Origin of the sequence: Roseovarius litorisediminis, assembly GCF_900172295.1 — a bacterium.
Classification (GTDB): Bacteria; Pseudomonadota; Alphaproteobacteria; order Rhodobacterales; family Rhodobacteraceae; genus Roseovarius; species Roseovarius litorisediminis.
On record NZ_FWFL01000006.1, the window covers coordinates 1 to 25,296 of the forward strand.

Genomic DNA, 25,296 nt, shown 5'->3' on the forward strand with positions numbered 1-25,296 from the left:
AAACCCGCACATTCCCGCGCTGGACTGGCAAGTAGGGCTGGATCAGCGCGTATTGATTTTCTGTTATCTCATTCATAACAGATACTTAGCATCAAACAGCACTACGTAATAGTGTTAACAGGCCCTAATACAACCCTCGAGGATTCAGCATGCGCAGCCTGACCATCATCTTATGCTTGGTTGCTTCTCTGGCCGACGCCAAGCCACAACAATACCGGCTTGATACTGCTCGCTCGCAGGTCGGCTTCAGCTATATCTTTGGCGGTACTCCCAAGGACGGAACCATGCCGGTGAAATCCGCCAACATGATGATAGATTTAGATAATGTCCCTGACAGCCAGGTATCCGTAGCGCTGGATGCCCGTGCGACCCGGGCGGGGTTTTTCTTTGCCACACAGGCAGTGAAAAGCCCTGAGGTTCTTTTTACTGACCGATTCCCCGAAATTCGTTTCCGCTCAACCCGGATCACCGGCGACCTGTCAGGCGCAACTGTTGTCGGGCAACTCACAGTGCGTGGCGTTACCCGGCCGGTCACACTTCAGGCAGGGCTCTATCGTCAGCGTGGCACAGAACTGGGCGACCGCAGCCGTCTGACGATACTTCTGACCGGATCAATCAGCCGCGCGGCCTTTGGCGCAGGCGGGTATGGCAGATACGTCGATGACCAGATAGACCTGCGTATTCTGGCCCGGATCCAGAAATAAATTCCAGACGCGGAAAACGACACAGAATTGTCGATTATGCACAGGCCTTCGCAGGCAAGCCTGCGATGCTTGGGGCAATATGCGCTTATTGATCTCCTTTGCGGCCCTCTTTTTGTCGGTCATCCTCTTGCAGCTTTCGTCAGGTGGCGTTGGCCCGCTGGATGCCATTTCAGGTTTGGCGCTGTCGTTTGACACCGAACAGATCGGCCTTTTGGGATCGGCTCATTTCATGGGTTTTTTCATTGGTTGCTGGTGGGCGCCACGCCTGATGGGCAGCGTCGGCCATTCGCGTGCTTTTGCGGCTTTCACCTCGGCAGGGGCCATCGGATTGCTGGCCCACATGATGGTGGTCAATCCCTATGCCTGGGCGCTGATGCGCGTAGCGTCTGGTCTGTGTGTTGCGGGTTGCTATACGGTAATCGAGGCCTGGTTGCAGGCCAAGGTCACCAACGAAACCCGCGGTCGCACGATGGGCGCGTACCGGGTGGCAGACATGGGCGCATCGCTGGTGGCACAAATGCTGATCTCGGTGCTGGAGCCCGCCTCGTACGTATCTTACAACCTTTTGGCTATCCTGTGCTGCGCTGCCCTTTTGCCGCTGACGCTCACCCGGGCCAGCCAACCCGAGACACCCGACGCCCCGCGCCTTCGCCCCCGGCTGGCCATCCAATGTTCACCCCTGGCTGCAGCGGGTGTGGTTGTTGCCGCGCTTTCCAGCGCCAGCTTTCGCATGGTCGGGCCAATCTATGGCCAACAGGTTGGGCTTGCCGTGGATCAGATCGCCTGGTTTCTCGCCGCCTTTGTACTGGGCGGGGCGCTGGCCCAATATCCGGCGGGCTGGCTGGCTGACCGGTTTGACCGCCGCTGGGTGCTGATCGGCCTGTCGGTTGCAGCGATTTTCAGCAGCGCCCTGACCGCTATGTCACACGACCTAAGCGAAAATGGCATCCTGCTGACCGCATTCTTTTTCGGGCTTACAACCTTTCCCATCTACTCAGTCTCGGCCGCGCACGCCCATGATTTTGCCGACCACAGTCAGCGGGTCGAATTGTCGGCGGCGCTGATGTTTTTCTACGCGCTTGGCGCCATTGCCGCACCTCTTGTCGCTTCGTGGTTAATGGATGCCTATGGACCCGGCGCCATGTTTGCAATGATCGCCGTGGGTCACGCTGTTCTGGTCATATTCGGCCTTAGTCGGATGCGCGCGCGGCCCACCCTGCGCGACCGCACACCCTATGTCTGGTCACCACGTACCAGCTTTATGATCGGACGCCTGACAGGGCGTAGCCGAGACAAACGCTAGAACTGCCCGACAAGCTGCGCTAAAGGAAGCACAAAGCGGTAAAGGGTACGATCCAAATGGCACGACATCTGATCACTTCGGCAATCCCATACATCAACGGGATCAAGCATCTGGGCAATCTTGTCGGCAGTCAGCTACCCGCCGACCTTTATGCCCGTTACCTGCGTAGTCGTGGCCACGAAGTGCTGTTTCTTTGCGCAACGGATGAACACGGCACCCCGGCAGAACTGGCTGCGGCCAAGACGGGAGAAGCCGTTGCCGACTATTGCGCACGCATGCACGACGTTCAGTCCGAGATTGCCAAAGGCTTTCGCCTGTCTTTTGACCATTTTGGCCGCTCCTCCAGCCCACAAAACCACAGGCTGACACAACATATGGCCGGGCAGCTCTACAAGGCTGGCCTGATTGACGAAATTATTGAAAAACAGGTCTATTCCAATGCCGATGGACGGTTTTTGCCGGATCGCTATATCGAAGGCACCTGCCCCAACTGCGGCTATGACAGGGCCCGCGGCGACCAGTGCGAGAACTGCACCAAACAGCTGGACCCGACCGATCTTATTGATCCACGCAGCGCGATTTCCGGATCGACCGATCTGGAGGTTCGTGAGACCAAACACCTCTATCTGAAACAAAGCGTCATGCGCGCCCAGCTGAACGCCTGGATCGACAGCAAAAAAGACTGGCCCATTCTGACGACATCAATTGCCAGGAAATGGCTGAACGACGGTGACGGTCTTCGGGACCGGGGTATTACGCGCGATCTGGATTGGGGCATTCCCGTGAAACGTGGCGACGAAGACTGGCCAGGCATGGAAGGCAAGGTTTTCTACGTCTGGTTCGATGCCCCCATCGAATACATCGCCTGCGGGGCCGAATGGGCCGAGGCAAACGGGCTGGACGATGCCGCATGGGAACGCTGGTGGCGCACGGAAAAAGGTGCCGACGACGTGACTTATACCCAGTTCATGGGCAAGGATAATGTGCCCTTTCACACGCTTTCCTTCCCCGCGACGATCCTTGGTTCAGGCGAAGACTGGAAGCTGGTAGACTATATTAAGTCCTTTAATTACCTCAACTATGATGGCGGGCAGTTCAGCACCAGCCAGGGGCGCGGCGTGTTCATGGATCAGGCACTGGATATCCTGCCGCCCGATTACTGGCGCTGGTGGCTGCTGAGTCATGCCCCCGAAAGCAGTGACAGCGAGTTTACGTGGGAAAACTTCCAAGTTTCGGTAAACAAGGATCTGGCTGATGTGCTGGGTAATTTCGTCAGCCGTGTCACCAAATTCTGCCGCTCGAAATTCGACGAAAAAGTACCAGAAGGCGGCAATTTGGGTGAGGCCGAAATTGCCCTGATTGATCGTCTCACGGCCCGTATCCGCGCCTATGAAGGTCATATGGAGGCAATGGAGGTGCGCAAATCGGCGCAGGAGCTGCGTGCGATCTGGGTGGAAGGCAACGAATACCTGCAATCGGCGGCCCCCTGGGCCACCTTCAAGGAAAACCCTGAAACCGCCGCGATGCAGATACGTCTGGCCCTGAACCTGATCCGGCTGTATGCGATTTTGTCGGAGCCCTTTATCCCCGATGCAACGGCATCGATGCTCAAAGCAATGCAAACGAACGACAACGACTGGCCTGATGACGTAAGTGCTGCGCTCCATTCACTTGCGCCGGGCCATGGCTTTACCGTACCCGAGGTTTTGTTCGCCAAAATCACCGACGAGCAACGTGAAGACTGGCTATCACGGTTTTCAGGCTCAGGAGACTGATTGACCTAATAGCCGGCTTGAATTCCCACTGCCAGCCCGCTGTCCAAGACAGGAAAGACATGACCAATCCCGAAACCCCGCGCCCCCGACCAGAACGTGTAAACGGTGTGGCTCATTTTTTCGCCGCTGCCGGCTACTCGCTTGCAGGCCTCAAACGCCTCTGGCGGGAAGCGGCCTTTCGGCACGAAGTCCTGGCGGCCTGTCTGTTGTTCATCCTGCTTTATTTCGTCGGTGCATCGTTGCAACAGTTTGTCGTCATGGCGGTGTTGGTCCTGATGACAATTGTGGTAGAAGCACTGAATACGGCGATTGAGTGTATTGTGGACTATATTTCACCCGATTGGTCCGAACCTGCAAAACACGCCAAAGATCTGGGATCACTGGCCGTGATGTGTATGCTGATAGCAACGGGCCTGTACGCGGGCATCACAGTATGTTCGATCATTTTCCAATGACAAAAAACCGGATCCACACATGAACATGATAAAAATCGTCGCGGTGCCAATGCACAAAGAAGGGCGCAAGTTTGTTGCGATCTTTGCGGTCATCGCCATTTTGCTGGGCCTTTTGTGGAAACCGCTTTTCTGGATAGGCGCCGCGCTCACCGTTTGGTGCTATTATTTTTTTCGAAATCCCGTGCGCAGCGTGCCGCAAAAACCCGGGTTGGTCCTGTCACCGGCGGATGGCATCATCTCCTTGATTTCAGATGTTATTCCACCTGCGGATATGGATCTCGGGACGCAGCCCCTGACCCGCGTTTCGGTTTTCATGAACGTCTTTAACTGCCATGTAAACCGCGCCTGCATTCCCGGAACCGTATCAAAGATCGTCTACCACAAAGGCCGCTTCGTAAACGCGTCACTAGATAAAGCCAGCGAACATAACGAGCGCAATTCCCTTACCATCACGGGTGACGATGGCATAAAAATCGGCATTGTTCAGATCGCGGGGCTGGTCGCCCGAAGGATTGTATGTTTCACTTCTGTAGGTGAAAAACTGGATGCAGGTGAACGGTTCGGACTGATCCGTTTCGGTAGCCGACTTGATATTTATCTGCCACCAGGTGTTCCTCCTCGCGTCAGCGTAGGCCAAACGGCCGTCGCAGGTGAAACAATTCTGGCTGACCTGAACCTGCCTGCGGAAAACTGGCAAGGAAAGCTGATATGAAACACCAGCCCAGAGTGTCCTCAGGCGTGCCACTGCGCGGCTTGATTCCGAATATGATAACGATATTTGGTATCTGCGTCGGCCTAACCGCTGTCCGGATGGCACTTCAGGGCAACTTGAAAACAGCGTTGACGCTGCTTGTGCTGGCAATGATTATTGATGCAGCAGACGGCAAGGTTGCCCGATTTTTACAAAGCCAAAGCAAGATGGGAGCCGAACTTGATACGCTTTCAGATTTTTTCAATTTTGGTATCGCGCCCGCACTGATCCTGTATTTTTCGATCTTTGCCGGCTCGGAACACGCAAATTTCGGCTGGTTTACTTCGCTTGCTCTGGCCACTTGTTGCGCCTTCCGTCTGGCGCGTTTCAATGTCGGGCTGCAGGTCGAGGAAGAGGTGATCAAATCTAAGGATTATTTTGTCGGCGTGCCTGCTCCAGCCCTCGCGGGTCTTGCCTTTGCGCCGCTGTTCATGCGGATGCAGGGGTTTGACGTCGGCTCGGCCTATCCAATCGCCACAGCAATTTACATCCTGTTTTGCGGTGGTCTGGCCATTGGTACATTTCGAACCGTTTCACTGAAATACGTCGTGATCCCGCCCCGCTTCCAATATGCCGTGATGCTTGTCGCCACCGCGACGATCATGTCCCTTATCGTTTATCCTTGGATCACGATTTTATTCATATGCGCGGTTTATCTGGCCACTATCCCCATTTTTGCATTCAAGCGATAGATACGGGCCTTAACCGACAGCGGCCTGCAAATCAAAAATTGGCAGCAAAATTGCCAGCACGATCACCAGGACCATCCCGCCAACAAGCATCATCAGCAAGGGATCCAAAAGGGCTGCAACGCGCTTTCGCTCGTTGGTCAGCCAAGTCTCGACCAGAACGGCCGAACGTTCGGTCATCTTTCCCAAACGTGCTGATTTTTCCCCTGCATCAATCAACTGACGGCATACAGGTGGAATCAACGACATCCGGGTCAGTCCCTGACTCAGGCTTTCGCCTGAGCGTACCGCCTCGGCCAAGGCCTGTGCTTCATTGCGGAAACGGGTGATAACAAGAACGTCACTTGCGCTGGTGACGGCATCAACAACAGTCTGGCGGCTGGATATGACCAGCGCCAGTGTGCGCAAATATTGTGCCGCCGCCGACAGGCGCAACAACCGCCCGATTACCGGCAGCGCAAGCGCCACATTGTGCCAACGGTCCCGAATACGCGGCACCCTCAGGGCCATGACAATCCCGGAAATACCGCAAACCAGCCCAACCAGCAACGCGATCCAATGTGCCTGAATCCAGTCACTGATGGCCATGACAAACTGCGTCAGTTGCGGCAATTCACGGCCTGAAACCTCAAACATAGCGGCAATTTCAGGGGCAACATTGACCATCAATATTCCGCAAACCAGCAGCGATACACCTGCCACAAATGCCGGATAAATCAGCGCAGTTGCCAGTTGCGCCTTGTCGCTGCCGACACTTTCCAGGTAATCAGCCAGCCCTTCGAACACGGCAGAAACGTCGCCCGAAACTTCGCCGGCGCGCACAGCAGCCACATAGAACCGCGGGAACCCGGCATCGGCACTTTCCAGAGATTCCGATAACGACTGGCCATCCAGCAGTGCGGCCTTGGCCTGAGCCGCAGCAGCCTCGATCGCCGGGGATGTACCCGAACTTCGAACCGTTTCAAGGGCGACTTCGGCAGACAGATCCGAGGACAAAAGCACTGCCATCTGACGGGTAAAAACGGCTCTCATATCTGCATTAAGCCTTTGCCGGCGTCCCCTTACGGAACTGCGGCTTTGGCCTTTGGCGGAAATTTCTTCGGCAAACAGCCCCTGCGATCTCAGAATTTCCGAGGCCTGCACCTCGCTTTCGGCCACAAGTGTGCCCTTTTTACGCTGGCCGTTGGCATTAAAGGCTGTGTATGCGAATGCCTTCACAGCGCGTCGCCTACCACTCGCAGTGCTTCGGCCAGGCTGGTTTTACCTTCAGCCACCTGATACAGCGCCTGACCAAACAACGTTTGATCCGGCGCCAGCGCTTTTTCCTTCATCTGAAGCTCGGACTTGCCCTGATCAATGGCATCACGCAACGTGTCGCTAACCTCGAGTATCTCAAAGATACCGATACGGCCTGCATAACCGGTATTCAGGCAGGTGCTGCAGCCTTTTGCGTGGGCAATCGTGGGTGGTACATCCATGCCCGCATCGGTGAAATGTCGGCTCTCTTCAACGGTGGGCGGCGCCATTTCGCAGCATTCCGTACAAAGTTTTCGCAGCAAACGCTGGGCAATCACCCCGCGCAAAGTGGCTGCAATCAGAAAATCATCTAGCCCCAGATCACGCAGCCTGACCACCGCCCCAACAGACCCATTCGCGTGCAGCGATGAAAACACCAGATGTCCCGTCAACGAAGCCTGCGCGGCCACGCTGGCAGTTTCATGGTCACGGATTTCGCCAACCAGTATAATATCAGGATCTTGTCGCAGGGCGGCTCTAAGGCCAGCGGCAAAGGTCATGCCGATCTCGGCATTGATCTGACTTTGGGATATCCCCGGCAGATCGTATTCAATCGGATCTTCAGCCGTCAGAATGTTGCGAATCTCATCATTGGCCAGTTGCAGAAGCGAATAAAGCGTCGTCGTCTTGCCACTGCCTGTAGGTCCTGTGGCCAGGATAATTCCGTTTGGCTTTGAGGCGAGCCGCTCCAGTATAACCACCTGATCAGGGCGCAGACCCAACTGATCAAGCGGCAGCAGCCCGGCCGAGCGGTCGAGCACCCGCATAACCACCCTTTCACCGTAATTTCCCGGCAAGGTCGAAACCCGCACATCTATGGCACGACCGCCCAGCCGAAGGGCGATATGGCCATCCTGCGGCAGACGGGTTTCTGAAATATCCAGACCCGCCATGACTTTCAGTCGCGATACAACACGGCGCACGGGGACATCCTGCCGGTCCATGACCGATTGGAGCATCCCGTCCACCCGCATCCTTGCCCGCAAACCGTTTTCATTTGGCTCTACATGCAGGTCTGATGCCCCGGCCCGCACGGCACGGCGCAAAAGTTGGTTCACCAATTGGATTACCGGGGCCTCTTCCCCATCCTCCAGAAGATCCCGTGGGCCCCGGGCACTACTGCGCTCTTCCAGATCAAAGGTCAGTTCGCCATCGACCTCATCCGCACCGCCACCGCCCTGATAAAGAGAAGCAAGGCGCGCCTCAAAGTCCTCGGTTGTCAGTTTATTCACGTCCAGCGGTGTCCCTGCCCGGCGACGCGCTTCGCGCAGACCGAACATTGTGGCAGCTGGCCCAATCAGCAGTTTGTCGCCCTCGACCAGCACCTGCTGGTCACGTGCAAGGGTAAACGGAAGGACCGGCGCCGCCATCGCTATCTTTCCCCGAATTGCAACCGTGATGGCAACGGAGGATAACGGCGAGTTTGCGCCATTTCGTCAATAAATCCGGCGTCAAAGGGCTGGTCCAGGTTTGCTCCGTCAAACGGGAAGCTTAAACTTGGAACGCGAGGGTAGCTGCCATCGTCTATCGGGGCGATTGCCTCACTTGCACGTTTCGCCTCGCGTGCCAGCCGCTGGGTCAAACGACGCGCCTCTGAGTCCGAGCTCAATATGCGTGGCCGTAACATAATCAACAGGATGCGCTGCGTCTGCGACACGCTGCGCCCACGGAACAGCTTGCCCAGCAGTGGCACCTCACTCAGGCCCGGTACGCGCTGGCCTATCGAATCCGAACTATCTTCCAGCAAGCCACCCAACATAATAACATGACCATCCCGTACCAGAACATTGGTCGAAAGCTGGCGCGTGGCGGTAATTTCACCGCCCGCCGCAGAGGCTGAACTGGTCAGGTTCGAAACCTCCTGATCGATCGACAGGCGTACGGTGTTATCCCGCGTGATCTGTGGCGTGACGCGCAAGGACAAACCTACATCCTGCCTTTCGATGGTCTGAAAAGGCTGCTCGGGTACGGCACTGTCGCCGACCGTGGAAAAGCTGCCGGTGACGAACGGCACATTCTGCGCTACGACAATCTCGGCCTCTTCGTTGTTCAGGGTCAGAATCGAAGGCGTCGACAACAAACGAGTAGACGTCTTTGTCGCCAAAGCTGCCAGAAATCCGCCAAAGCCCTGCTTGTCAAACGCGGCAAGGGTTCCCCCACTTCCTCCGCCGGTCGGCGAATTACCTGCAAGAACCGTTCCGACCAGACCGGTCAGCGTGGGGCGTCCCTCAAAGGCAAACTCTACCCCCCCGACAACGGCGTCTTCAAGAACCCCGCCGAATTGAACAGACAGCTCCGAGAAACTATCGACGGAAAGTTCAAAAATCACGGCCTCGATCAGAACCTGGCTGGGACGTTGATCCAATCCTTTGATGGCGTCCACAATCGGGCCGATGCGATCAGATGGCGCCGAAACGATAATGGCATTCTGCTGCGGCTCGGGGACAATCGTGATAGCGCTGTTTCCGCTGACCTGGCCTTCGGCATTGGTGGCTTGCCCGCCAAAAGACTGACGCACTACATCGGAAAGTTCTGCGGCATCCGCATAGTTCAGTCGCACGACACGGGTGGCGAAATTTCGCTGTGGCTTGTCCAGCTGATTTACAACCTGACGTATGCGGTTCCGAAATTCTGGCGTGCCAGACACAAGCAGCGCATTCGATCTCGCATCGGCAGACAGACTGGAGCCCGGGGGTGTAATCGCCAGCGTATTGATGACCGACAACATCTCAGCGGCGCTACCATTTCGCAGCGGGATTGTTTCAATGGCATTTCGCGTCGGTGTATCCAGACGGTCGATCAGTTGCACGATACGCTGGAAGTTCTCGCGCCGGTCCGAAAGGATCATCAACCCGGAATCCGGCACTGTCGACATGACGGCCTCGGCGGGCAAAAGTGGTCGTATAACTTCAGCGATTTCATCCACTGAACTGTTTCGCACAGCAATGACGCGGGTTTCGTAATCGCCACCCAACCTTGATCTGTTTTGTCCCGGCGCCAGTTCGCGTGCGATATCAACCGGAACAATCCTGTCTGACTCGTCTCCTTCGACGATGGTCAGCCGGTTAAGCTCCAGAACGTTCAGGAAAATCTCATAGACCGCCGTACTGGACACCTCGTTCGGCGCCACCACGGTCACCGTGCCCTGAACGCGCTCGTCCAGAACAAAATTTCGGCCTGTTGACTGAGCCACGATCTGCACGAAATCCCGCAAACTTGCGTCACGCAGATCCAGAGAAAGCTGTGCCTGCCCCTGAAACGTCGTAAGAAACAGAACAACGGCCGACAGGGCCCACGCTCTAAAAAACAGCATTTTGAAATACCAAGGACGTCATATCCTGACTCCGCTCGCCTATGTGCCTCTCAGGGAATTACCATCGCGCGTTTCGTCACACGGGCCTCCCTCTCATATTATTAAAAAGCAGTATAACCACAAAAAGTTAGCGATTCTATCATTAATGCCAGAGGGCAGCCGACCAACACACAGTGTATCCAAACTGCCGCGCCGACCGATATTAAGGTCTTGGAAATAAAGCCATAAAGACTTTCCAAGCCTGCGCTTGGCAGTAGAAATTGCCTTTGATTTCAACGGCACAGCGCGGATCATTAATGTGACCATTTCGCCGAAAACGTAAATTCTTTTCTAAAAATCACTTCTGTTTGTATGCGACATGGGAAACTCCGTGTTAAAGCTAAAAATAAAAATATAGAGGCAGGAAACAAAGATGCGCATTCAATTTGAGTGCCGTTCATTGACCGTTTTTGGGCTGGTCTTTGCATTGGCCGCGTGTGAGCCGGGTGTCGTAAGCAAAGGCAGCAGCTTTCAGCGCAATTACAGTATTGCCCGAAAAGCGCTTGAAACAGGCAACTACGACATGGCAATCAAAGGCTATGGCGCCATGATCCCCGAGGCAGGGCCGTTTGAACCGCGACTGCGGCTGGAATATGCCCATGCCCTGTTGCGCGCAGGCCGCTTTGATGAAGCATCAAGCGTATCAGGTGCGCTGGCACAGACCCTTAAAGGCTCGGATCGCGCTGCTGCTCTGGCCGTCAAGGGGGCTGCTGAACATGAAAAAGCCATTCTGGCGATGAACAATGGCGATTTTGGCAGCGGGACAGCAAACAGCCTGCACGCCGCCAGCAGCGCCATTGATGAGATGCTGAAAATTGATCCCGAAATGGACCCAATGGGCGCCATGGCGTCGCGCCGCAGTGACATCCGCGAAGAGTTATCGCGCGTCAACAAAAGCGGTTAACAGCCTGTTGCGTGTCGCCGCAACCTGCAGAAATTCAGGTCGGCCTGCCAGAAAACGCTTTCAGAATACTGGCCAGCCTGTGGCCAGGTTAAGTTCCCGCGTTAACACCCAACCGTTTTCGCCGCGCGTCACCTGCCTGCTTAGCGTCTGCTTCCACTCCAAAGGCATTGCGCCAGCGTCTTCGATTGTCACGTCAAGCTGAACAACGCTCAGGCCAAACCGACCTTGCATTTGGCCTCTGACAACCACGACATCGCCCGAGATTTCGAACGGCGCCCGCCAGCCGCCATTCTGATCAGACACCAGAGAAAGCGCGCCCTCGCCAATATCGAAACCATCAATCTGCGCACCCAACCATCGCGCCGTACCGTGCAGTTCGGCAATACGCCCGTCGGGATAATCAAACCTTGCATCAAAATCCCTGAAAGACAGGATGCCGCCCACCTTGGCGCCGCCCGCGATAGCGGGTAACTGATCCAGTGCAATCTCACCTCTTGCATCGGTCAGTTGGGCGGTTCCGGTCAGCTGAGGCACTGCAAGATATCCAGAACCTTCAACCCCGGCGGCCTGAAAGCCTACTTTCCAGACCGGGCCTTGCAGTTCCAATCGCTCAAATGACCAGTCCAACGTTGTGGTTACAGGCAACCCGGGCACCTGAAATCCCGTGGCTTCGCCCCGCAGAATACCTGAGGCATCTGTCACATTTGCGGTCCATTGCGGCAAAGCCGACGGTGCAAATTTGCGTAAATGCACAACGCGGCCCTCGGTGACTGCCACAGCACCTAACCCCAAAATCAAGCCCAGTATCACCAGCAGGAAACGCATCATTGCGCAGGTACCAGATTAAGCTCAGCCGCGACAACATCCGGTTCCTTGCCGCGTTCAAAGGTGAAGGAAGTCAGATCATATCCCCAGACGCCAGCACTTGCCGTCAACCACTCTGAAATCGCTGTGAAGCGGACAGTTTCAAACCGTAAGGTGATACCACCTGCGGCATTGTTAGCCAGCTGCGCGACATCCTTGCGCAGACCCGCCGATACCAGGCTTTCTTCGATACCACTGATGCCAACCGGCGCGCCCTGCGTCGTGGCTTTCTGACCTGTTGCCCCCTTCATCGCCATGAAAACAGCTGCCTGATCCCCAACCCAGGCCTCAACCGCCTGAGCGTCGGCGACTTCGCGACGGGCGGCGTCTCGGGCATCGGACAAGGGCAATACAACGCCATAGAACAGACCGACGGGTAGCACTGCAAATACCAGCAACAGCATCAGCCACCTCTCCCGTTGGCTTAACCCCGCCAGATACTGGATCACCCTATCCCACATGTTGGCCTCGGTCCTTCTTGTCACTGTGATCCACGCCGCACCTCCAGCCCAAGCGCCAATGTCGCCCCGACACCTTCGTTCTCGCGTGTGCCCGATTGGGCGACATTCAGGTTGATCCCTGTTTCCCTGAGATTCAGAACCAACTCGTCCAGGCTGGCAAAATCTGCGACCTGAAGATCAATGAGCAAACCGCCGTTCGATTGATATCCGACACGTGTCACCCGAACGTCATCACCACTGAGAATACCACCTGCAGCCGCCAGAACATCCAATGGCCGGTTCTCATTGCTTTTGGAGGCCTCACTTTGACGGCGATCATCCATCAGTTTGGTCACCTGCGCACGGATATCCAGGATCGGCCCTGCTGGGATCATGGTTTCGCGCAGAATACTTTCGGCGTTGCGGCGATAAGTCAGCGCCTGTTCACGGAGCTCGCGCGTTTCCAAAATGACACTGCCAGACCAGAGCGCCAACGCCAGCAAACCCATCACCGCCGTCAAGCGGTAGGGGCGTAAGGCATTGCGAAGTGCCGCAGCATCAGCACCCGGTTCGCGCGACAGATCCAGTGACATTTCGCCATGCGCCAGCGCCAAGGGTTTTGGAAGGCCCATTGCGGCAATCTTGTCGGGGCTGTCCGCCAGCTTTAGATTCCGTTCGGATATGAAGCCATCAATTAACGGAGAATAGGCCCCCAGACGCAAGACCACGTTCGGAGGTTCAACGCGATATGCCACTTCCAACATTGAAAGCGCCAAATCGGGTTCGGCAGCAAACCCATCTTCGGGACCCAGCCGCGCGCGGATAACGCCATCCGAGGCCTCAAGCGTCCAGCACCCGACAGCTGTCGGCAAGGCCAGATAATCGGGCAAAATCGCACGGCACAAACCATCAGCCGACTTCACTTCGTCACACCAGGCCTGCCTGTCGCGTCCGGCAGCCACTAAGCCTCGGCTAGTGAGCTTTTTGGTCCCTGCCAAATCCGCAAGGCGTATTTCAGCCCCGCCCGCTGAACCACCGTAAGCATCAGTCAACTGTCGTTTTGCAACCCGTTCGCGGGTCTGCCCTTTCAAACCAGGCGGCAAATCCAGCGGCAATAGCGGCGCATTGGCACCAGGGGCCAGGGCCACAAACTCTGACCGGGGCAATTCGGCACCTGTGCCCAGGATATGAAACAGCGTCATATCCTTGCGTTGAGCTGTGTCAGACTTTCCAAAAAAACTCATGGTAAAACCGCGGAACGATAGGTTAGTTCAGTTTTGCCAGTCAGGCTCGAACGCTCGACAATCAACTGACGTGCCGTTGTTGTATCGTCCAATTGAGCCGTAAATTCAGCCTGAAACCAATTGCTTTTTACCGACACCCCCCCCAGCGGAAAATGCGATTGCTCAATCACACGTCCATGGATCAGTTTTTCTGCCCGTTCCCGAAAATCCCCGCTGCTGGAAAATGGCAGGCGGTCACGCTCTTCCAGCAACTTATCAAGGCCCCCGGGATTGGCTGTTGGCAACAGCGCCGCCAGAACCAGGCGCGGCGCGGTATTCATATTGATTGCACTACAGCCACTCAAAGCGCTGACATAGGGACGCAGCCGCAGATACGCTTGTTCCGTCATCCCCTGTATAAGTCGCAATTCTTCAACCGTTTGAACCGGGCCATTCGGCGGGCGAACGGGCAATTCACGTTGCGTGTATAACTCTAAATTCACCGGCCCTCTGGCTTGTACAAACGAGGCTGTTTCACGCGCCAGTACCACAGGTACATCCAGACTGCGCAACAGTCTATCGAACGCCTGCAATGCTTGAACATCGGCCGGATCGCTTAGGCAATTGATATTGAAAAGACCTTGCAGGTCCTGAAGCTTTCCCGAGATTTGGCCGCGATCAATATCGGCCTCAAAAGTTTCTGTGGCCCAACTTTCCCTCAGGTGGTCAATGCTCTGGTCCTGCGCCCAGTCCGCCTGCAAAACCGGCTCGACCAATAACTCGGCCGCATCAAGATACAGCCCCGCCTGATCGGCAGCGCGCATCTCAAACAGGTTGGTTCGGCTGGTTTCTGCGCGCAGCATCAGCCCCGATGCCACGGCCGAAATTGCAGCGACCATCACAAGCGCATTCAAAAGAGCTATGCCGCGCTGCCCGTCCATCAAAAACTCACCACCACTCTCAAAGCTCCGTAAAGCCTGGATTCCAAACGAATGTCCACTGCCTGGGGAAGCGGTGGAACTTCAATATCCTGGTCCAGCCCGTAATCTCTGACCCATCCCTCACTTTCGCCCGTATAGGACCTAACGTCGAGGTCAATAATGCCTTCCAGCATAACCACTTCGGGCGACAGCGCCCGAACCGCGGCAGGGCGCAGCACCGGCCAGACCTGCCGCGTCAGATACCCTTCATCGCGATCATAGCGCCAAATCACCCGGCTTTGACCTGCGGCCTGGACCCCGGGCAGCACCTGCTGACCCGTGATCGAAAAGGTAACAACCCCTTCGTTGGCCGACAAATCCATAAATGCAGGTTCAGCTTCATCGGCACCCGGGGGCATAAACTCCCTTGCGGCCGCCGCCCTCAGATCACTTCGCATGATCGTCAGGGCACGGGCCAGTTCGGCGGTTCTGTCGTCGACCTCTATCAGCCGATCCTGCGCCCGCATTGTGCCACTCAATGCCTGCAACCCCATGACGGCCACGAGCGCAAACAGCGACAGGACAACAACCAGCTCAAGAAGAGTCAGCCCCTTATCCCCTGCACAGCCTCTCATCCGCCTTCTCCGGATTTCGCAATCACCACGGCCTGCCCCCCCGGCTGACCCGGCGACCGGGTGGTCACGGTTGCCTCAACAAACCCGGCGCGCGTTTCCTCTTCGTCGACGTTGATGCTCCAGCTGTAAGGGCCGTAATCGATATTCACGGGTAAGGCGCGCGCGCGCGTCATCCCAAGCAATTTGATTTCCTCGGCCCTGTTCAATGCCGCCTGTGCTGCGAAAATTCTTGCCGCCGCTCCGCCGATGTTGCGCTGTGCATGGTCGACACTTCGTAACGCAGCGACTGTTCCGATCGACAATACAAAAATGGCGATGACCAGTTCCAAAAGTGTCACACCTTTCGTACTGTTCATGCGCTCTGACATCACTGTCCCTCACAGCTCAGGCCAGACCAGCCTGACCCGACGCAGCGCGTCACCAGACCCGCCGAGATGAAGCTGACGTCAAAAGGGGTGGCCTGACCGTCCGGCAGAAAAACGACATCCGGTAAAAGCTCTTTTTCATCGAAATCCGCGCTTAATGGGTCCTTCAAACCCTGAAATCGCACTTCACCTCCGTATCTCTGCGCTTTGTTTACGGGTTGCCAGGGCGATTCCCCGTCATCTTTGAAATGGTACTCCAGCTCCTGAAAACCTTTCTGCCTCAGGGCCATCGCTCTGGGTTTGTGCGACATGATTGCGGCGTGGCGCAGACGATCATAGCTGGCTTTGAAACGCTGCGTATCGCTTTGGGAAGGGCCGGCAGACCGGCCAACTGAAAACACAGCCGTGATCGACAAAAGCGCAACGACCGCAACTACAATCACAAGCTCCAGCAGGGTAAACCCCTGATCGGCTGGCGCTATTCTTCGGTCCATGTCCCGATATCCGCGTCCAGCCCGGTGCCGCCCGAAACGCCATCAGCCCCCAAGGTAAAAATATCAACCTGGTCATGTACGCCTGGCTGCAGGTATTGATAGTCATTACCCCAGGGGTCTTTGGGCAGACGATCAATATAGCCGTTCTGCGCCCAGTTCTTTGGCACAGGTTCGGTTGTCGGCGCCTCGACCAGCGCCATCAGTCCCTGTTCGGTTGTCGGATAGCGGTAGTTGTCCAGCTTATACAGCTTGACCGCACTGTTCAGAACAGCAAGGTCCGACTTGACCCGCGCCACGCGTGCCTGGTCCGGACGGTCTATGATCCTTGGCATGACAACAAGTGCCAAGATTGACATGATAACTACGACAACCATCAGTTCCAGCAGAGAAAATCCTTCATCTTCGCTGCTCTGCGATTGGGTCTGAAGGTTACGTGACGCATTGATTTGCATGGTAAAATCGTTCCGGAATTCATAAAGTTTTTCAGATGGAATCATATCGCACGAGCGACACTTATACAATCTCGGCGTTTGCCGGTCTGCGGCAATGCAGGGATTTTAATACGTCATGACGCATCCATTACCGCTGGCTGTTTTTCTGATCCTGATCGGCCCCGCTGTCGGTTCGTTCATGGCCCTTCTGGCCGACCGCCTTCCGTTGGGCGAAAACGTTATGACCCATCCATCGCAATGCCGGACGTGCGGTAAAGGTATTGCATGGCGCGACAAGATACCTGTGTTTTCCTATCTGTCGCTTGGGGGAAAATGCCGCCATTGCGGTCAGGCCATTCCTGCACGGCTATTTTACGCGGAAATCACCGGTGCGGTTCTGGCAATCCTGGCTGTGTCTGTCGCCTTTGGGCCGACACACATGGTTCTGGGGGCGGCATTTTTGTGGACTCTTTTTGGATTGGCCCTGTGTGATCTCGCCGCTTTCCGTCTACCCAATGCATTGACCAGTTTGCTGTTTCTGATCGGAATGGCGCTGGTGTGGGAGGACCCCTCACGCCATATCAACCAAGGCGTTCTCGCCGCTGCCGCCGGGGCCGGTTCATTCTGGCTGATACGGATCGTCTACAAATCACTTCGCAGGCGCGAAGGGCTGGGATTGGGCGATGTCAAGTTAATGGCCGGTATCGGTGCAGCCTTGGGGATCAGCGCAATCCCGGTAGTGACGCTTGTTGCGGCCCTGCTGGCACTTTTGGTCACAGCCATAAACGCGCGGCGACATGAGCAACCTTTGGAAGGTGAAATGGCGATCCCGTTTGGCGCTTTTTTGTCTGCGGCCGCAGCCTTGGTATTTGTGGTGGGATAAAAAGACGTGGGCGGCAGGTTACCCTACCGCCCACTCGTACCCAAAGGCCCATTACTCAAAACCCTAGGGTACGATCCAGTCACTGATCACACGGTATCCGACCCGTTCCTCAGGGGCCAACTTGGCAATGAAAGCGCCTTTGGACGCAAATCTTTGCCCAGGCCCCAGTCCCAGTTCGGGGTGTGTGCCAGGATTCAATTCATTCTCGGCCTCATGCTCGATAATTTCCATCAGATAGTCACGATGAAAATCGTTGATCGCGTGCAACAGCCCATATTGCATCATCGTCAGCGCATAATATGTCTGCAATTGGAGTCTTGGATGTGTCACATTCAGCCGACGCGTGTGCATCCAGGCGCGGATGCGATATTTCCGCGGATGGTACGAATCGGGCTTATCGTACGGCCACACAACCAGGGTTCGATCGATCAGGTCTTTCGACAATCCGGCAGCTGCTTCATCCTTGGTGGCCGATGGCAATACAATCATCTTTGAAGGCGGATTAATATCGGCCAAAGCATCCACTGCGGCCTCTGGATCATCCGGCCAAACGACAAGTACTTCGGCGTCAGCATGTTTGGCCAGTGCCGCCCGCAAACTGTCAGCATCCTCATAGGTAACCGTTTGCACATCGGTATTTTCCATCATCATCGCTACTGCGTCTGAAAGGGCATTGGCCGGGCGCTCGCCACTCGGCCCTGCGGCTCTTATCTGGACAATCTGGTTTGGTACAGTTTCGCTGTCTGCCAGATACATTGCCAATACTTCAGCCTCAAGCGGCAAGCCCCGGTTGAAGAATACAGAATAGCCATACCGGCCTTCGCCCGGCGTAGGCAGTTCGGTATTTGGCAGGATGCAGGGCAAGCGTTTGTCATCACAGAACTTACCAATTTCATCCCAGGGTCCGGGAACCAGCCCGCCTACCGTGGCAAAAACAGGTTGCTCTGCGTATTTGGCCTCTAACTGTGCACGCCAGGTTTCGGGCGGCCCTTCCAGTTCCCACACATGCAGGTTCCAATAGCGGTAAGCCTTGATGAACTCTGACCTGTACCGGGGCGAAAACGTGGGTTTGCTGGTATCACCTTCGGTGTCTTTATTCATCCATGTCGTGAACAGGTTCATCGTGTCCAGGATTGCTTTTTTCTCGTCAGGATCCGCATCTGGTCCGATGATCGTGGCAAGGTGGATCTCTGTTTCGCCAACACCCTGTGATATTTCGGCGGAAAGTGTTTTTAGGAACGCATCCAGATTGGAAACGTCGTCCTTGGACAATTCATACCGTGGCATGATTGGATCCAGCGGGCGGCCGGCAGCATCCAGGCCTTCTTTCAGTGCGCGCGCCAGCAAGGGCTGATCATAGGCTGGCCTGATCCGGGGTTGACGCACCCGTGCCCAGAAACCAGGAGGCTGTACTTCCTGGTAAAGCTCTTTGAACATACGATTCCGGTTGGGTGTACGCTTTTCATAAAGCACCGGCCCGATGATCGGAGGAACATAGTTGCCCCCTTCCGAGGTACCAAAGCCACTTGGGCGGTGGCAGTTCACACAGGAAAATTGCGCGCCCGACACCGGCACGTCGCCTTGTGTCTTGCCATGCACGGGCATACCGTCCGCTCCGATACCTTCCCAATAAAGCTTGCGCCCCAACTCGGCATCACCTCCGGCGAAGGCCACCAGCGGTGTAACGGCCAATATTACGCCAGCCATCGCGCCCTGCAGGGTCGCGACCACACGGTTATGTACCATTAATTGACCTCCGGATTTACCAGTTCGGTATATTCGGCGGCAAGTTCAGCCGATGAAAGCAGGCCTTCCAAACGCAGCCACTTCGCATCAGGACCTTCACGCAGGAATGTCAGCGGCCGGTGATACATCTTGTTCTCACCTTTATATATGGCGTCAAAGGCGCGAACGACCTGGAAAATATCGTCAAATTGTCCTGTGAGCAGCACCCAGTTGTCATGCGCGTCATGCAGTTTCGCATATTCCCGCAGCCTGCGGGGGGTATCATATTCCGGGTCGATCGAGATCGACACCATGAGATAGTTTTCGTCAATTGCCTTAAGCTCATCCTGAGTCTGCCCAAAGGTCGCACTCATCACCGGGCAAATCGTGGCGCAGCTTGTAAAAATAAAATTCAGCAGCACCGGGCCGTCATATTCCATTAATTCCGCAACATTCACCTTACGGGCGCGACTGTCGCGCAGGGTGACATCGGGCATCTCATAGGCATTGCGGCTGCGCTGATATTGAAACCCGTCCGGGCGCGCGGCCAGTTCGACTGCATTGCCATCGTCCATGCCAATATGTGTGGGCATCCGGTGATCACTGGCGCCGTGATCATGGGCCTCCATATCGTGGCCTTCAGCGTTCTCGTGACCCATCATTGTGTGGCCATCGCCATGCGCAGAGTGGTCCATTTCGGTATCGCTTGCGGCCAGGGCAAATCCCGACGCCGCGACCATCAAGGCAAAGGCGGATACGGCGGTTGCCAAACCTTCAAAGTGTTTCATTTCAAGTCTCCATTGAGAGAGTAATGTCTCAAAATAAGTAGCACCGGCAACTATTGTTGCCGGTGCCAATCTTATACCGGTCCTAGTGTACAGACCAGACGGCCACGTCGTGATGAAGCGCGTCGAACTGATACATCCGCAGACGGCGTGATGGTTCGTAGTTAAAGTTTACGATCACCTTGTGTTCGCCAATGCCTTCAGCTGTTGTGTAGCCATCCACTGGCATCATCAGACCACCCCAGGAGCTGTGCTCGTTGTTGCCACGTCCGTGAGCGTTGCCATTGTGACCACGCATGTACTTGTGGCCATGAGCCTCGGCGTAGGATGCATGCGGTGTAACAACAGGCTCTGTCGGGCGCACCGCAGGCGGCACAGGGATCGGGCCATTACCAGCGATGTTGATCCAGAAGTAGTTGCGCCCGAAGGTGAACAATGGTCCAGCACCACCGATAGGCAGCGTGTTGTGGAAGGTGTTTTCCCATCCACGCACACCACCGAAGTCAACCAGAACATAGGCGTGGACAAAGTAGTCGCCGTTCAGCAGTTGCACGTTCACAGTGTCACCACGGTTCAGCCACATATCGTCGGTCAGAGCGACCTGCGCTTCACCATCATGCCCACGCACCTGACCATAGATCGTGTTGTTCAGGAACAGCACGGTCATGTCCGCCCAGTCCGCCATTTCGTAACCGGTAGGAAGTTGGTTACGGTTCGACCAGTCATAGAAAGCCTGACGGATCAACGGCATCAGAACGTCCAGACTGCGCGGGTGACCTTGGCCATCGGCAATCTCTTTGAACATCCGCCACATCCGCTTGGACGGGGCCGTGTCGCCAATCATAGCGATTGCGGCCAGCTTGGCTTCTTCGCTGGCAAGCGGGTTTTCACCAAACACACCAACTTCGGCAGCGTTTCGCGGCGCACCGTTTGCAAGCGGCACATTGCGGTTCTCGACGACCTGAACGCGTGGCGGGTGAACCCTCCAGCCCCAGTGATAGCTGAGGTTCCACATGCGTGCCGGGGGCATCTTCATGTTGAGCGTGTACTGCTGGCCTTCCTCCATCGGGAAGAATGTCTGGTCAAGACCAACGTTGGGGATGTTCCGGCCCTGAAGGTTCGGGCAGGTGATCGGCCCCATCGGCGTCTGACATGTCTCGTTCGAGAAATCCAATTCATTCGGATCGTCGAACACCATCATGTAAGGCGCAAAGTCCTCGTGACCGCGATTCAGGATCTTCACGTTATAGGTGATGGTCCACTCATCGTTCTGAACGTCATCGGTGTTCAGATAGTTGGCATCGGCCTCAATGTGGCTGTCATACCAGATCTGGTTGATCACAACGTTCTTGGTCACACCATCAACTTTTTTGGTCTTCAGACCGCCAAAGTAGTGCAGGATCGGAAAGCCTTCGTATTCACGGTCTTTGAATTGACCGCTCAGAGGCACACCTTCGATGATATCGACCGCATGTTGCGCCAGACTACGTGCATTGGAAGTTCTGCCTGATTGCATCTCTTCCAGACGGTCCATGATCCAATCCAGATCATCTGTGGGCGACGTTTTATCGATTTGCGTCACCACCGGGTCGTCATGCAGGTTATAGGGGTTGTCCGGTGTCGAGGGCAGCGTATTGGGGATTGGAGTGCCCCGGCAGGTTTCTGCGTCCTCGTACTTGGTCGGAATCACGTTGGTCGGATTTGCCCCAAACGTTCCCATTGGCCCCGTGGGAGGCGGGAATATCGATGCCGCAGTATTGAGTTCGGTAATCGTTGCACCACGTACAACGTTACCATCTGCATCAACTACCAGATTACCATCTGCATCCCTTAACGCGTTGTCCCTGCGGTTCTCGAAAGAAACGCGCGGTTGCTGGTTCGAGCCGTACTTGTCAATGCAAAGCTGGTTCAACACCGCCAGGTTCCCCGGGTTGGGGGGAACGGGCCCGAGGGTGTCAGTGTCTGCGAAAGCAGCACCCCCCCCAAGTGTGTGTACGGCTGGCAAGGCCATCACCGCAACTACTCTTATAGATTTGCGAAACATTTTCATTTTCTCCGTTTCAATGCTGTGCTGGTTCCCCGGTGTCTCCCGGGGTCCAGAAACTCAGACTTCGCGGTTGTGATTGCGGGTGTCGTTCATATCGAACACACGAGGTCCGGCGCGACGCATCTTGCCATCAACTGGCAATTCTTGCGGCATCACCCAGGACACACGGCTCGCAGCGTCATCCGCCTGGATGCCGTGCGGGAAGGCGCCCCAAAGACCGGCAGCGCCGTTACCGTAAAACACAACATCGACCTTACGCTTGCCCGGAAGGGTGCTGTGACCCATCCGATACATCCGGAAGGCAAGGTCCGCGCAATGCTGTTTGGTCCCTGTCAGGAACTGCCAGCCCTTGGGGGCGTTCAGTTCTTTGGCATAGGCCGACAGACGCGAGGGTGTGTCATGTTCGGGATCACGTGTAATCGAATAGACCTGCACATCACGGCCAACTTTGTCGCCAAGCTCGGCCACAACATCGCCCACGAAGCGGGTGATCGGGAAATGTTCTTCATCCCGAAGGCTCATGAAATGCATCATGACAACCTTGTTCTCGATAAAGCCCTCGTAGAACGACATGCCCAGACCGTCATGATTGACCATCATGACATTTGGAAACGCGTCGCGCATCGAGGTGTCGATCACCCCACCACTATTGATAGGATTACATACCACCGGCAGATCATTGGGGCCGATAGCTTTTTGCGCAGCGAGACGGTTTGCTGCAGCTTGCTGCGCCGCGAGACGTTCGGCAGCAGCCCTTTCGGACGAACTGCCCGCTGTGGTCGAAAAGCCCACCGCCGCGGCAGCGACCGGAATTCCGGTCAGGAATTGACGTCTATTTGTCATCTTAATATCCTCTCTTTCTCAGAGATTTCCTTGAACGGTGGAAAATCAGTCGCCCTGACCGACCGGGACGATATCCCAACGGATCATCATGGCGTGGTCTTCGTGCACAACGTTGTGACAGTGCATCACGTGTTTGCCGAAGAAATCGCGCCAGCGGCTAAAGAATGTCACCTCGTCTCCGGGCCCAAGCGAGACCACGTCTTTACGCGACGTCTCAAACGGGCTTGGCGGACGACCATTGACCTCAAGGATCTGGAACTCTTCAAAGTGCGTGTGAACCGGGTGCGCCCAGTTTGAACCCTCGTTGCGGAAAGTCCAGATTTCGGCAGAACCCTGCTCAATCTTGACGTCCACACGGTTGGGATCCATCAAGCGGCCGTTAACTGTCCAAAGACCGTTGTCATAGTCAAAGACAAAAAGACGCTTACGGCGAACTTCCGACATGCGGATTTTCGGCAGTTTGCGCATTTTGGCCGGAACTTTTGACGGGTCAGCAACTTCACCGGGTTTACAGTTGAACTGAATAACCGGCATCAGATTATCACCTTCCAGCGTGTAACCCGTCGGGCCAGCGCCATCGGGACGGATCTCCATCTGGTTCATGACCTGAATCTTGTCGCCCTCTGCATACTTCGAAAAGTCGACAATGACGTCATTCCGGTTTGCAACCCAGATTTCCAGCATCGGTTCTTGGATCGGCTCTTCAAGCAGGTTGCCGTCGTTCGAAAGAACGGTCCAGTCGTCGAAATACGGATCGCTGCCATCCGCCGGTACAATTCTAAGCACCAGTTGATACAGACGCGAGGGGCCACCGTTCAGGAAGCGGAAGCGGTACTTGCGGCGATCCACATCCAGATAGGGCTGAATGATCCGGTTAACAGTAATTTTGTCACCGGTCATGCCGTTCGTGGTGTATTGACGACGCAGCGGTTCGAAGGTGTCAGGACGACCGTCAAGGTTACCAACATCGTGCGGAGCTTTGGTCGCCGGAGAGGGTGTAAAGAAGTCCCAGATCACCTGACCTTCCGGTGTGAACTGCACGTCGTGCATGATCAGCGGAATGTCATAATCGCCCGATGGCAGGTTGAAGGCCAGCGGGTTGGGATCGGTCTCATCGCCCGAGTCACGCTCGTCGAAGATCAGATAGAAGCCTGAGAAACCCGCATACACGTTGGTCGCGGTGAAATCCAGACGGTGGTCGTGGTACCACAGCGTGTTCATGATCTCGCGGTTATGCGGCCCATGCCCATTCGGCGAACCCGCCGGGAAGTTGGCATAGTGATGATCCCAGAATTCACCAGGGTTGAAAAAGTCCTGCGGGATACCATCTGATTCAGACGCGGTATGCGCGTTGTGCAGGTGGATCGTGGGCGACGGCAGTGCAAAGTTCACATGGCCAGAGCCAACCGGCGGAAGCTCGTTGTTGCGACGCAGGAAGACCGGCTCGCCATAACGTGCATGATACGTTTCGCCCGGGGTGATGCCGTTGAAACCCCAATGCCAGGAACCAACGTTCGGGTCACCACCCTTGCCGACGACACCAGGTGTGCCATCGCCATACGGGGGCTGCCAGTGATACTTCCAGCGGAATTCTCCCAGCACCTCTTCGTAGTATTTCTGAGGCGGGAAATCGTCGAACCGCTGGTGACGCGCCGGCTCAACTGGATCACCGTACAAAAAATCCGGTTCACCCGTCGCTGGGTTGATGTCAAGCGGCTGTGCAACCGGCATAATGTTGAGTGGTGCCGTAAACGGCTCAACAGCAGGGCTTGGTGACGCCTTGATGCTCGGTTCAAAGTTGTCAGGGAAAACAAGGCCCGATTGCGTGGGGTTTGTGCCCCACTGGTCGATAATCTCCCTGTTGTCATCAACAACATCTGCACCGGCCTGGCTGGCCACTAGGCCAGCACCAGCAGTGCCCAAGCCTAGTTTTAATGCTTCTCTTCGTTTCATGCTTAGTCCTCCAGCAGAAAAAGCTCGCGAAAATAGTTTCAATAGTACGCCAAACATGGCGCGACGGGTAACGCGCCACGAGTGCCGCGAGTCAGGAAGGCCCAAACGGACCTCAAGATAGAAGAAGTCAAAAGACCTCTTTAGGTTTCGGGTTCAGTACCCGATGACTATGTGATGTCAGGCCGATGAGTTGAGTAATGTGGTTGGCCCGGGCGGATCTGTGATACGCCAATTTTTTAAAATGCTCTGGGGGTAAACACCCCATACCATGCACAACGGCAGCATGGCCTTGCCATTAGTTCCCCAGTTGGAAAACCGGTGTTGTGGCCGGTCAACTAACGCTTTTGATCACAACATGAAAAACTCCGTATAACAATCATAACTTTATCGTGATCTGGCGAAATACTTCTTTTTTCACCGCTGATAAAAACCGATATCCAGTTAAAACCCTGAATTCAA

23 protein-coding genes and 1 pseudogene are annotated in these 25,296 nt (G+C 55.6%); 8 read left to right on the plus strand and 16 right to left on the minus strand.

Annotated elements, in window-relative coordinates:
* The first annotated feature begins 149 nt into the window (after positions 1-149).
* From PEL8287_RS12035 to PEL8287_RS12060, 6 genes and pseudogenes are all read left to right on the plus strand, one after another.
* Positions 150-704: a YceI family protein gene (locus PEL8287_RS12035; protein ID WP_085892665.1), complete on the plus strand. Its 555-nt coding sequence runs from the start codon at positions 150-152 to the stop codon at positions 702-704.
* Between the two features lie 79 nt (positions 705-783).
* Complete coding sequence (locus PEL8287_RS12040; protein ID WP_085892666.1) at positions 784-2,007, plus strand: MFS transporter; 1,224 nt, start codon at positions 784-786, stop codon at positions 2,005-2,007.
* Between the two features lie 56 nt (positions 2,008-2,063).
* Entirely contained in the window at positions 2,064-3,782 is a 1,719-nt protein-coding gene (gene metG / locus PEL8287_RS12045) for a methionine--tRNA ligase (protein WP_085892667.1), read from the plus strand.
* 59 nt (positions 3,783-3,841) lie between these two features.
* Entirely contained in the window at positions 3,842-4,237 is a 396-nt protein-coding gene (locus PEL8287_RS12050) for a diacylglycerol kinase (protein WP_085892668.1), read from the plus strand.
* A gap of 13 nt (positions 4,238-4,250) precedes the next feature.
* Positions 4,251-4,949 (plus strand): annotated as a pseudogene (locus PEL8287_RS12055) (phosphatidylserine decarboxylase); the annotation flags it as partial.
* Entirely contained in the window at positions 4,946-5,680 is a 735-nt protein-coding gene (locus PEL8287_RS12060; RefSeq protein ID WP_085892670.1) for a CDP-alcohol phosphatidyltransferase family protein, read from the plus strand. The pseudogene PEL8287_RS12055 and the gene PEL8287_RS12060, both read left to right, overlap by 4 nt.
* Positions 5,681-5,689: 9 nt before the next feature.
* Here the strand turns inward: PEL8287_RS12060 and PEL8287_RS12065 are convergent, their stop codons facing one another.
* From PEL8287_RS12065 to gspD, 3 genes are read right to left on the minus strand one after another with little or no spacing between them, the layout of a single operon-like run.
* Positions 5,690-6,895, minus strand: coding sequence for a type II secretion system F family protein (locus tag PEL8287_RS12065; protein ID WP_085892671.1), 1,206 nt, complete (start codon positions 6,893-6,895; stop codon positions 5,690-5,692).
* A complete protein-coding gene (locus PEL8287_RS12070; RefSeq protein ID WP_085892672.1) occupies positions 6,892-8,343 on the minus strand; it encodes a GspE/PulE family protein in 1,452 nt (483 codons plus the stop codon). Before PEL8287_RS12070 ends, PEL8287_RS12065 begins: the two co-directional genes overlap by 4 nt.
* Positions 8,344-8,345: 2 nt before the next feature.
* Positions 8,346-10,286, minus strand: coding sequence for a type II secretion system secretin GspD (gene gspD, locus PEL8287_RS12075; RefSeq protein WP_085892673.1), 1,941 nt, complete (start codon positions 10,284-10,286; stop codon positions 8,346-8,348).
* A gap of 412 nt (positions 10,287-10,698) precedes the next feature.
* Here gspD and PEL8287_RS12080 point away from each other — a divergent pair, with 412 nt between their 5' ends.
* Positions 10,699-11,229: an outer membrane protein assembly factor BamD gene (locus PEL8287_RS12080; RefSeq protein ID WP_085892674.1), complete on the plus strand. Its 531-nt coding sequence runs from the start codon at positions 10,699-10,701 to the stop codon at positions 11,227-11,229.
* A 60-nt stretch (positions 11,230-11,289) separates the two neighbouring features.
* Here the strand turns inward: PEL8287_RS12080 and PEL8287_RS12085 are convergent, their stop codons facing one another.
* From PEL8287_RS12085 to gspG, 8 genes are read right to left on the minus strand one after another with little or no spacing between them, the layout of a single operon-like run.
* Positions 11,290-12,057: a hypothetical protein gene (locus PEL8287_RS12085; RefSeq protein ID WP_085892675.1), complete on the minus strand. Its 768-nt coding sequence runs from the start codon at positions 12,055-12,057 to the stop codon at positions 11,290-11,292.
* Complete coding sequence (locus tag PEL8287_RS12090; RefSeq protein ID WP_139837787.1) at positions 12,054-12,578, minus strand: type II secretion system protein M; 525 nt, start codon at positions 12,576-12,578, stop codon at positions 12,054-12,056. Before PEL8287_RS12090 ends, PEL8287_RS12085 begins: the two co-directional genes overlap by 4 nt.
* A complete protein-coding gene (gene gspL / locus PEL8287_RS12095; protein ID WP_085892677.1) occupies positions 12,575-13,777 on the minus strand; it encodes a type II secretion system protein GspL in 1,203 nt (400 codons plus the stop codon). Before gspL ends, PEL8287_RS12090 begins: the two co-directional genes overlap by 4 nt.
* Positions 13,774-14,697, minus strand: coding sequence for a type II secretion system minor pseudopilin GspK (gene gspK, locus PEL8287_RS12100; RefSeq protein WP_085892678.1), 924 nt, complete (start codon positions 14,695-14,697; stop codon positions 13,774-13,776). The genes gspL and gspK overlap by 4 nt, the downstream gene beginning before the upstream one ends.
* Positions 14,697-15,311: a type II secretion system minor pseudopilin GspJ gene (gspJ, locus tag PEL8287_RS12105; protein ID WP_085892679.1), complete on the minus strand. Its 615-nt coding sequence runs from the start codon at positions 15,309-15,311 to the stop codon at positions 14,697-14,699. The genes gspK and gspJ overlap by 1 nt, the downstream gene beginning before the upstream one ends.
* Positions 15,308-15,667, minus strand: coding sequence for a type IV pilus modification PilV family protein (locus PEL8287_RS12110; RefSeq protein WP_176228634.1), 360 nt, complete (start codon positions 15,665-15,667; stop codon positions 15,308-15,310). Before PEL8287_RS12110 ends, gspJ begins: the two co-directional genes overlap by 4 nt.
* Positions 15,668-15,678: 11 nt before the next feature.
* The gene (locus tag PEL8287_RS12115; RefSeq protein WP_085892681.1) at positions 15,679-16,170 is read right to left on the minus strand and encodes a prepilin-type N-terminal cleavage/methylation domain-containing protein; all 492 of its coding nucleotides are present in this window, start codon (positions 16,168-16,170) and stop codon (positions 15,679-15,681) included.
* Positions 16,155-16,622, minus strand: a complete 468-nt coding sequence (gene gspG, locus PEL8287_RS12120; protein ID WP_085892931.1) for a type II secretion system major pseudopilin GspG — start codon at positions 16,620-16,622, stop codon at positions 16,155-16,157. Before gspG ends, PEL8287_RS12115 begins: the two co-directional genes overlap by 16 nt.
* Before the next feature lie 115 nt (positions 16,623-16,737).
* On the opposite strand from gspG, the gene PEL8287_RS12125 reads away from it, so the two are divergent.
* Positions 16,738-17,484, plus strand: coding sequence for a prepilin peptidase (locus tag PEL8287_RS12125; protein WP_085892682.1), 747 nt, complete (start codon positions 16,738-16,740; stop codon positions 17,482-17,484).
* 63 nt (positions 17,485-17,547) lie between these two features.
* On the opposite strand, the gene PEL8287_RS12130 is transcribed toward PEL8287_RS12125, so the two are convergent.
* The 5 genes from PEL8287_RS12130 to PEL8287_RS12150 form a co-directional block, all read right to left on the minus strand.
* Positions 17,548-19,230: a hypothetical protein gene (locus tag PEL8287_RS12130; RefSeq protein ID WP_085892683.1), complete on the minus strand. Its 1,683-nt coding sequence runs from the start codon at positions 19,228-19,230 to the stop codon at positions 17,548-17,550.
* Complete coding sequence (locus PEL8287_RS12135; protein ID WP_085892684.1) at positions 19,230-19,997, minus strand: SCO family protein; 768 nt, start codon at positions 19,995-19,997, stop codon at positions 19,230-19,232. The genes PEL8287_RS12130 and PEL8287_RS12135 overlap by 1 nt, the downstream gene beginning before the upstream one ends.
* 82 nt (positions 19,998-20,079) lie before the next feature.
* The gene (locus tag PEL8287_RS12140; protein WP_139837788.1) at positions 20,080-22,038 is read right to left on the minus strand and encodes a hypothetical protein; all 1,959 of its coding nucleotides are present in this window, start codon (positions 22,036-22,038) and stop codon (positions 20,080-20,082) included.
* A gap of 60 nt (positions 22,039-22,098) precedes the next feature.
* Positions 22,099-22,884: an SCO family protein gene (locus PEL8287_RS12145; protein WP_085892686.1), complete on the minus strand. Its 786-nt coding sequence runs from the start codon at positions 22,882-22,884 to the stop codon at positions 22,099-22,101.
* 45 nt (positions 22,885-22,929) lie between these two features.
* Positions 22,930-24,837, minus strand: coding sequence for a multicopper oxidase family protein (locus PEL8287_RS12150; RefSeq protein ID WP_235862293.1), 1,908 nt, complete (start codon positions 24,835-24,837; stop codon positions 22,930-22,932).
* Positions 24,838-25,296 lie beyond the last annotated feature (459 nt).

Coding starts and splice junctions, on each gene's coding strand:
- gspJ (WP_085892679.1), bottom strand. CDS start 15,311: ATGAGAGGCTGTGCAGGGGATAAGGGGCTGACTCTTCTTGAGCTGGTT.
- PEL8287_RS12060 (WP_085892670.1), top strand. CDS start 4,946: ATGAAACACCAGCCCAGAGTGTCCTCAGGCGTGCCACTGCGCGGCTTG.
- PEL8287_RS12040 (WP_085892666.1), top strand. CDS start 784: ATGCGCTTATTGATCTCCTTTGCGGCCCTCTTTTTGTCGGTCATCCTC.
- gspD (WP_085892673.1), bottom strand. CDS start 10,286: ATGCTGTTTTTTAGAGCGTGGGCCCTGTCGGCCGTTGTTCTGTTTCTT.
- PEL8287_RS12070 (WP_085892672.1), bottom strand. CDS start 8,343: ATGGCGGCGCCGGTCCTTCCGTTTACCCTTGCACGTGACCAGCAGGTG.
- PEL8287_RS12110 (WP_176228634.1), bottom strand. CDS start 15,667: ATGAACAGTACGAAAGGTGTGACACTTTTGGAACTGGTCATCGCCATT.
- PEL8287_RS12150 (WP_235862293.1), bottom strand. CDS start 24,837: ATGAAACGAAGAGAAGCATTAAAACTAGGCTTGGGCACTGCTGGTGCT.
- PEL8287_RS12080 (WP_085892674.1), top strand. CDS start 10,699: ATGCGCATTCAATTTGAGTGCCGTTCATTGACCGTTTTTGGGCTGGTC.
- PEL8287_RS12140 (WP_139837788.1), bottom strand. CDS start 22,038: ATGTTTCGCAAATCTATAAGAGTAGTTGCGGTGATGGCCTTGCCAGCC.
- PEL8287_RS12130 (WP_085892683.1), bottom strand. CDS start 19,230: ATGGTACATAACCGTGTGGTCGCGACCCTGCAGGGCGCGATGGCTGGC.
- PEL8287_RS12145 (WP_085892686.1), bottom strand. CDS start 22,884: ATGACAAATAGACGTCAATTCCTGACCGGAATTCCGGTCGCTGCCGCG.
- gspK (WP_085892678.1), bottom strand. CDS start 14,697: ATGGACGGGCAGCGCGGCATAGCTCTTTTGAATGCGCTTGTGATGGTC.
- PEL8287_RS12125 (WP_085892682.1), top strand. CDS start 16,738: ATGACGCATCCATTACCGCTGGCTGTTTTTCTGATCCTGATCGGCCCC.
- gspL (WP_085892677.1), bottom strand. CDS start 13,777: ATGAGTTTTTTTGGAAAGTCTGACACAGCTCAACGCAAGGATATGACG.
- PEL8287_RS12115 (WP_085892681.1), bottom strand. CDS start 16,170: ATGGACCGAAGAATAGCGCCAGCCGATCAGGGGTTTACCCTGCTGGAG.
- PEL8287_RS12085 (WP_085892675.1), bottom strand. CDS start 12,057: ATGATGCGTTTCCTGCTGGTGATACTGGGCTTGATTTTGGGGTTAGGT.
- metG (WP_085892667.1), top strand. CDS start 2,064: ATGGCACGACATCTGATCACTTCGGCAATCCCATACATCAACGGGATC.
- PEL8287_RS12050 (WP_085892668.1), top strand. CDS start 3,842: ATGACCAATCCCGAAACCCCGCGCCCCCGACCAGAACGTGTAAACGGT.
- gspG (WP_085892931.1), bottom strand. CDS start 16,622: ATGCAAATCAATGCGTCACGTAACCTTCAGACCCAATCGCAGAGCAGC.
- PEL8287_RS12035 (WP_085892665.1), top strand. CDS start 150: ATGCGCAGCCTGACCATCATCTTATGCTTGGTTGCTTCTCTGGCCGAC.
- PEL8287_RS12135 (WP_085892684.1), bottom strand. CDS start 19,997: ATGAAACACTTTGAAGGTTTGGCAACCGCCGTATCCGCCTTTGCCTTG.